The sequence below is a fragment of the Arthrobacter sp. H5 genome, from assembly GCF_000520595.1.
Lineage (GTDB): Bacteria > Actinomycetota > Actinomycetes > Actinomycetales > Micrococcaceae > Arthrobacter_D.
On record NZ_KI915034.1, the window covers coordinates 86,749 to 93,411 of the forward strand.

The 6,663-nt window shown below is 64.3% G+C and carries 3 protein-coding genes, 1 tRNA gene and 1 pseudogene; 2 read left to right on the forward strand and 3 right to left on the reverse strand.

Annotated features, from left to right (window positions below; all coding sequences use genetic code 11):
* Positions 1 to 305 (reverse strand): annotated as a pseudogene (gene manB / locus Y708_RS26820) (phosphomannomutase/phosphoglucomutase); the annotation flags it as partial.
* A 123-nt stretch (positions 306 to 428) separates the two neighbouring features.
* On the opposite strand from manB, the gene Y708_RS0120495 reads away from it, so the two are divergent.
* Positions 429 to 2,543: a RecQ family ATP-dependent DNA helicase gene (locus Y708_RS0120495; RefSeq protein WP_028281357.1), complete on the forward strand. Its 2,115-nt coding sequence runs from the start codon at positions 429 to 431 to the stop codon at positions 2,541 to 2,543.
* 63 nt (positions 2,544 to 2,606) lie between these two features.
* On the opposite strand, the gene Y708_RS0120500 is transcribed toward Y708_RS0120495, so the two are convergent.
* Together Y708_RS0120500 and Y708_RS0120505 are read right to left on the reverse strand one after the other, a co-directional pair.
* A tRNA-Ser gene (locus tag Y708_RS0120500) sits at positions 2,607 to 2,694 on the reverse strand.
* A 73-nt stretch (positions 2,695 to 2,767) separates the two neighbouring features.
* The gene (locus Y708_RS0120505; RefSeq protein ID WP_028281358.1) at positions 2,768 to 4,861 is read right to left on the reverse strand and encodes a prolyl oligopeptidase family serine peptidase; all 2,094 of its coding nucleotides are present in this window, start codon (positions 4,859 to 4,861) and stop codon (positions 2,768 to 2,770) included.
* Between the two features lie 71 nt (positions 4,862 to 4,932).
* On the opposite strand from Y708_RS0120505, the gene Y708_RS26825 reads away from it, so the two are divergent.
* On the forward strand, positions 4,933 to 6,663 hold a 1,731-nt coding region (locus Y708_RS26825; RefSeq protein WP_035777064.1), incomplete at its 3' end, for an FAD/NAD(P)-binding protein.

Genomic DNA, 6,663 nt, shown 5'->3' on the forward strand with positions numbered 1-6,663 from the left:
GCAGTGAACACCACACCCGCGGCGTTGAGCGAGCCGCTGGCGTAGTAGAGCTCATCGGTGGAAATAAGGTCCAGTAGGGTGACATCCGCGCCGCGGCAGGTGGCCCCGTCTGCGAAGGCTTTGCTGAACTCCGGGGAGGATGGGCGCATGTCGCCGCCCACCAGGACCGTTTGACCGGCAAGGTCCAGCGAATCCACAAAGGCCGCCCCAACCGCGCGCACAATCTCCGGAGTGATGGTCTTGCCCACGATTCCGCGGACGTCGTAGGCCTTGAATGAGTCGGACAGGTCAATGGTTTTGTTCACGCAGTGAAGTCTAACGTCAGGGCGCGCATCGGTGGGTGGCTGTGGAGCAAGGGTCGGCTGCGGTTACGCACATACGACAGCACGCCCCCTGCAGCGTCGGTCCGGGCTGCCATACTGGGGCCCATGGCGGAAACAACCACACTGCATGCCCAGGCGGTTTCGATCCTGCGAACGCTCGTTGGCAGGGAGGACGCAGAGTTCCATGAAGGCCAGTTCGAGGCGATCGAGGCGCTGGTCACCGATGGCAGGCGCGCTCTGGTGGTGCAGCGCACCGGCTGGGGCAAATCGGCGGTGTACTTTGTGGCCAGCCTGCTGCTGCGGAGCCGCGGTGCCGGCCCAACACTCATCGTTTCTCCGCTGCTGGCGCTGATGCGCGATCAGGTGGCTGCCGCCGCGCGGGCCGGCGTGCGCGCCGCGGCCATCAACTCGGCCAACCAGACGGACTGGGAAGAAGTGTCAGCACAGCTGGCGGCCAACCAGGTGGACGTGCTGCTGGTGTCCCCTGAACGCCTCAACAACCCGTCTTTCCGCGAGAAGCAGTTGCCCGAACTTATTCGCCGAACCGGGCTGCTGGTTATCGACGAGGCACACTGCATTTCCGACTGGGGCCACGATTTCCGGCCGGATTACCGCCGGCTCCGGGACCTGATCGAAACCATGCCGCAGGGCGTGCCTGTCCTGGCCACTACTGCAACTGCGAATGCACGGGTTGTAAAAGACGTGGAGGAGCAGCTTGGGGCGGGCGGAACCGACGTTTTTACACTGCGCGGGAAACTCGCGCGCGATTCGCTGCGGCTGGGCGTACTCAGGTTGCCGAGCCCGCGCTCCCGTCTGGCGTGGCTCCTGACCCACCTTGAGGCCTTGCCCGGCAGCGGAATCATTTACACACTGACGGTATCCGCAGCAGAGGATACCGCTAGGCTGCTGCGGGAAAACGGACACCGGGTGCTGGCATATACGGGGCGCACGGACCCGGCCGATCGGGAATCGGCTGAGGCGGCACTCAAGAACAATGAAGTCAAGGCGCTGGTCGCAACCAGTGCGCTGGGCATGGGGTTCGACAAACCGGACCTGGGCTTCGTGGTGCATGTGGGAGCACCGTCGTCGCCGGTGGCCTACTACCAACAGGTGGGCCGTGCGGGCCGCGGGATGCCCAACGCCGATGTCCTGTTGCTGCCGGGGGCAGAGGACCGCGACATCTGGGCGTACTTCGCCACCGCGTCCATGCCGGCTGAGGACAAAGCCCAGCGCGTTCTGGAAGAACTGGCCATGGGCGAGGTCCTTTCGACGCCTGCGTTGGAAGCCCGGGTAAACCTCCGGCGGTCCCCGCTTGAACTGCTACTCAAAGTCCTTGACGTGGACGGGGCGGTTCAGAAGGTGACCGGCGGGTGGCGGGGCACGGGAATGCCATGGACCTATGACCGGGAACGCTACAGCAGAATTGCAAAGGCCAGGGTGATCGAGCAGAAGTCCATGCTGGACTATGAAAACTCGTCAAACTGTCGAATGGAATTTTTGGCAACTGCGCTGGACGATCCGGCTGCCGCTCCGTGCGGGCGCTGCGACAACTGTGCCGGCCACTGGTACTCCGATGAAGTGGCCCATGATGCGTCTGAAAATGCACAGCAGGCGCTCAGCCGGGTCGGAACAGCGCTTGAGCCACGGGGACAGTGGCCGTCGGGGATGGACAAACTCGGTCTTCCGGTCAAGGGAAGAATCGGTGCGGGGCAGAGCATATCCACCGGCCGGGCGCTCGCTCGGCTGACTGATCTTGGCTGGGGTACGCGGCTTCGTGAGCTGCTCGCGGACGGCGCGCCGGACCAGCCCCTTGACCCGGGTGCCGCCAAAGCATGCGTACAGGTACTGGCTGAATGGACGTGGGATGTCCGGCCGGTTGCAGTGGTCAGCGTCCCGTCCCGCCGACGCCCGCAGGTCATCAAGTCACTCGCGGAGGGACTGGCTCAGGTTGGGCGTATTCCCTACCTCGGAGCACTCCAGGTCCCGGGGGAGTGGCCCACTGGACAGGCCGGCGGGAACAGTGCGTTCCGTCTTGCTTCAGTGTGGGACCGGTTCGCCGTTCCGGACGACGGACGCGCGTGGTTCGCAGCCAACCCCGGGCCGGTGCTACTGGTCGATGATCTCGCGGACAGCCGCTGGACCATCACTGTTGCCGGCAAGGCACTCAGGGACGCCGGAGCTCAGGACGTCCTGCCGTTTGTGCTGGCACTCAAGGCCTGACAGGCACCCACAAAACAGAGGAGCACCCCGGACCTGATGGTCCGGGGTGCCCCTCGATAAATGCGGAGACGGGGGGATTTGAACCCCCGGTAGGCTTTAGACCCACACTTCATTAGCAGTGAAGCCCATTCGGCCGCTCTGGCACGTCTCCAGCAGCTATTACTAGCGTTCCTGCTGCCTGCATAGCGTACCCAACAACAGAGCGCCAGAGCAAAACCGTCCGCCTACAGCTCCCCGTTCAGCGCCTTCCAAACAAACTCCAGCGACATGGCGTGCATCCGGGCTGCCTGACGGTTATCCGAAGCCCCGGCATGTCCACCCTCAAGAGCCTCATGGAACCAGACGCCCCCGACTCCCATAGCCTTCATACGGGCGGCCATCTTGCGTGCCTGGACAGGACCCACCCGGTCATCACTGGTCGCGGTCCAGATCAGCGTCTTCGGGTAGGAGATGCCCTGCTCCAGCCGGTGATAAGGCGAGAATGTCCGTACGTACTCCCATTCCTCGGGCTTGTCCGGATCCCCATACTCCGCAATCCAGGAATAGCCCGCCGACAGCTTGGTGTACCTCTTCATGTCCAACAGTGGAACGCCGCAGGAAATTGCCCCGAACAGGTGGGGGTACTTGGTCAGCATGTTTCCCACCAGCAGCCCGCCGTTGCTTCGCCCAGTGCAGCCCAACAGCTCGGGACGGGTCACACCGCGGTCCACCAGATCCTGGGCGATCGCGGCGAAGTCCTCATACGCCCGGTGCCGCTTCGAATGCAGCGCAGCCTGGTGCCAGCCGGGACCATACTCGCCTCCGCCGCGGATGTTCGCCAGCACGTAGACCCCGTGACGGCCGTCCCGCGTCTCCCGCGACAGCCAGCCGCGTCCCGTCACGCCGCTGTACGCCGGTGTCATGGCTTTCTCGAAGCCGCCGTAACCCGAGAGCAGGGTGGGATTGCCGCCGTCGAGCACCAAATCCGCCGCCGCAACCTGGAAATACGGAACCCTGGTGCCGTCCTTGGACACAGCGAAGTGCTGTTCAACAGTGAAGCCGGTTTCATCGAAGTACGACGGCGTCGCCTTCACCTCTTCATGCGACCCGCCAATGGTGCCCCGCACCAGCGTCGATGGCGTGAGGAACCCGGTGGCGACCAGCCAGTAGTCGTTGCCGGCGTCGTCGTCCTCGTCATCCACCGCGAGTGCATCGACGGCATGGAGCGGCGGGCACGCGTCCAGGATTTCCGAGGACCAGTGGGCGGCGGGACGCAGCACCCTGATTTCGGAGGACACGTCCTTAAGCAGGTTCAGCAGCAGGTAGTCGCGCGTCCAACTCCAGGACTGCAGGGCGGTGCGGGCATCGGGCGCGAACAGGGTGCGAAGTGTGCGTTCACCGGACAGGAAATCCTCCAGGAGCACCGCTTGAAGGGATCCACCAGAGTAGAGGGCGCCGTCGAGCGTGAAGTCCGTCCGCGGCCGGAGGAGCAGCCACTCGCGGTGGAGGGAAACATTGACGTCGTCGGGCACGTCAATGTGGACCCATTCGCCATCCCGGCGAAGGTGGGTTTTGCTGGAATAGAAGTCGATGATGTCCGCGGCAATGTCGCGCTCGAACCCCGGCGTCTGATCCCGCATCACCACTGCCATCATGTGGTTCTCGGGGATTTCAAAGTAAAGGCCGGCGTCTGCCAGTCCCTCCCCGCGCCGAACCGTGCGGACCGTTCGGGGGTACGAACTTGTGGTCATAGACCCGGGCCCAAAGTCCGTGCCCACGTGCAGCGCGTCCGGTCCAGCCCAGCTGATCCGGCTCTTGGCGGTTGGTATGTCGAAGCCGCCGTCCACAAAGGCGCGCTCGACGACGTCGTACTCGCGGTACCGCTGAGCGTCACCGCCGTCCGGGGACAGAGCGATCAACGCGCGGCGGTGTGGCTCGCCCTCGGGCGGGCGTAGGAACATGGCACCGCCCCACACCCACTCCATTCCTTCCTCGGCGCTGAGGGCATCGATGTCCAGCAGCACGTCCCAGTCGACATCCGCGGTCGCGTAACTCTCCCAGCTGGTGCGGCGCCACAGACCCTTCGGGTGCTGCTTATCCCGCCAGAAATTGTAATAATGTTCGCCCCGCTTCGAAACCATGGGGATGCGGTCGGTTGAGTCGAGCACCTCCAGCAGGCTCTCCTCCATGGTGAGGAATTCCGGAGTGATCAGGGCGCTCTCGGTGATGGTGTTTTCTCCGCGCACCCAGTCGAGTGGTTTCTCGCCGTAGATGTCTTCTAGCCAGAGAAATTCGTCATCGGTGGTCTGACCGGGATGCTGGTCTGTGGGGGAAGTCATACCGTTATCTTAGGCAACTTCGCTGGACAGGCACACTCCGGCGGGCGCAAACATGCGGATAACCTAGTCAAATGGACAAGGGACGGGCACTGCGGGTGGCGATTGTGGGAGCTGGCCCCCGCGGAACCTCCGTCCTCGAACGGTTGGTTGCCCACTGGCTGGCCATTCCGGCCGCGGATCGGCGACGCATGGACCTTCATCTGGTCGATCCTTTCGATCCTGGGCCGGGTCATGTCTGGCGTCCCGACCAGTCCCGGCACTTCCTCATGAACACGCCGTCCCTCTTCCCCACCGTTGTACCCGTGGGAGCCGCAGCCGCGGGCACTGCCGCCTCGCCCGTCGCCTCTTCCTTTGATGACTGGCGTTCGCTGATGCACACCGAACCCGCCGCGGAACTGTCCGACGGCGATCGCGCGGAGCTCGCGTCCCTCACTTCGGTAGCCTTCCCCAGCAGGCCGCTCTACGGCAGGTATCTGGCATGGGTGCACGCAAGGCTGCTGGACTGCGCCGGTGACGGGTTCGACGTCGTACATCACCGCGCGGAGGCGCGTCACCTTCAGCGGACCGGTACAACTTATGAACTGGCGCTCAGCGACGGAACACAGCTGAACTGCGATTCGGTGGTGCTTGCCCTGGGTCACCTGCCCGCGAACCTGAATCGCGAGCAGGAGACGCTGCGCGATGGAGCCGCGCGGCTTGGCGTCCGCTACCTTCCACCGAACGTTCCTGCCGACGTCGACTGGAGACGGTTCCCTGCCGGGAAAACGGTGTTGGTGCGTGGTCTTGGACTGAACTTCTTCGACGCCATGATTCAACTGACGGAGGGACGCGGCGGGGAGTTTGTTCCAACCGGTGAGCCGGCCGGGAAGGCGTTGGCCTATGAGCCGTCGGGGAAGGAGCCGCTGATTGTCGCGGCGTCGCGGCGGGGGACCCCTTATCGGGCCAAGGCGAAGCTGGACAGTTACGTGCCGCGCGGTGTGTCGCTGCGGTACTGCACGCTGGAGAATGCGGGCCGGTTCGCGGCGGACGGGATCCAGCCTGGATTTGACCACGACCTGTGGCCGCTGCTGCACCGCGATGCGGTGTGGGCGTATTACGACACGCTCGACCGCGTGTCCGGTGTGATATCCCCGGACTTCCTCACCCTTTTGAGTGGAGCGCTCGACAGTTCGGACAGCGAATGGCGTTCTGCTCTCGAACGGGTGCTGCTCGATTCGGTTCCGGCCGAGTGCAGACTGAACCTTGAACGTATTGCGCAGCCCTTTGCCCGGCGAAAGTTTGCCTCCGCGGCTGCCTATAACGCCGCCATGCTGGAATACCTGGAGGTTGACGCCGCCGGCTCGGCCTTGGGCGAGGACGATCCGCTCAAGATGGCGATCGGCGCCATGAACGCGGGCAGGTCAGTGATCAAGAGGATTGTGGCCGACGGCGGACTCACCGAGAACGCATGGACCGCTGAGCTGCGCGGCTGGTTTGAGCCTCTGGTGGAGGGCCTTGCGAGCGGCCCGCCGGCCCTCCGGATTGAGCAGCTTGCGGCCTTGGCGCGCGCCGGCGTTGTGGAGTTTGCCGGACCTTCGCCCCGGTTCGATCTCGACTCTGAGCGGGGACGATTCACAGTCTCTTCCCCGTGGGTGGAGGGCGGCACCTATGCGGGCGAGTCGATGGTCGAGGCGATGATGCCTGCGAATCGGGTGGAACAGAATATCTCCGAGTTGGTTCGCAGGATGCTGGAAGAGGGATTGGTTCGTCCACGGACCATGATGGCCGACGACGGTGTGCCGGTGAACTCGGCAGGTTTTGAC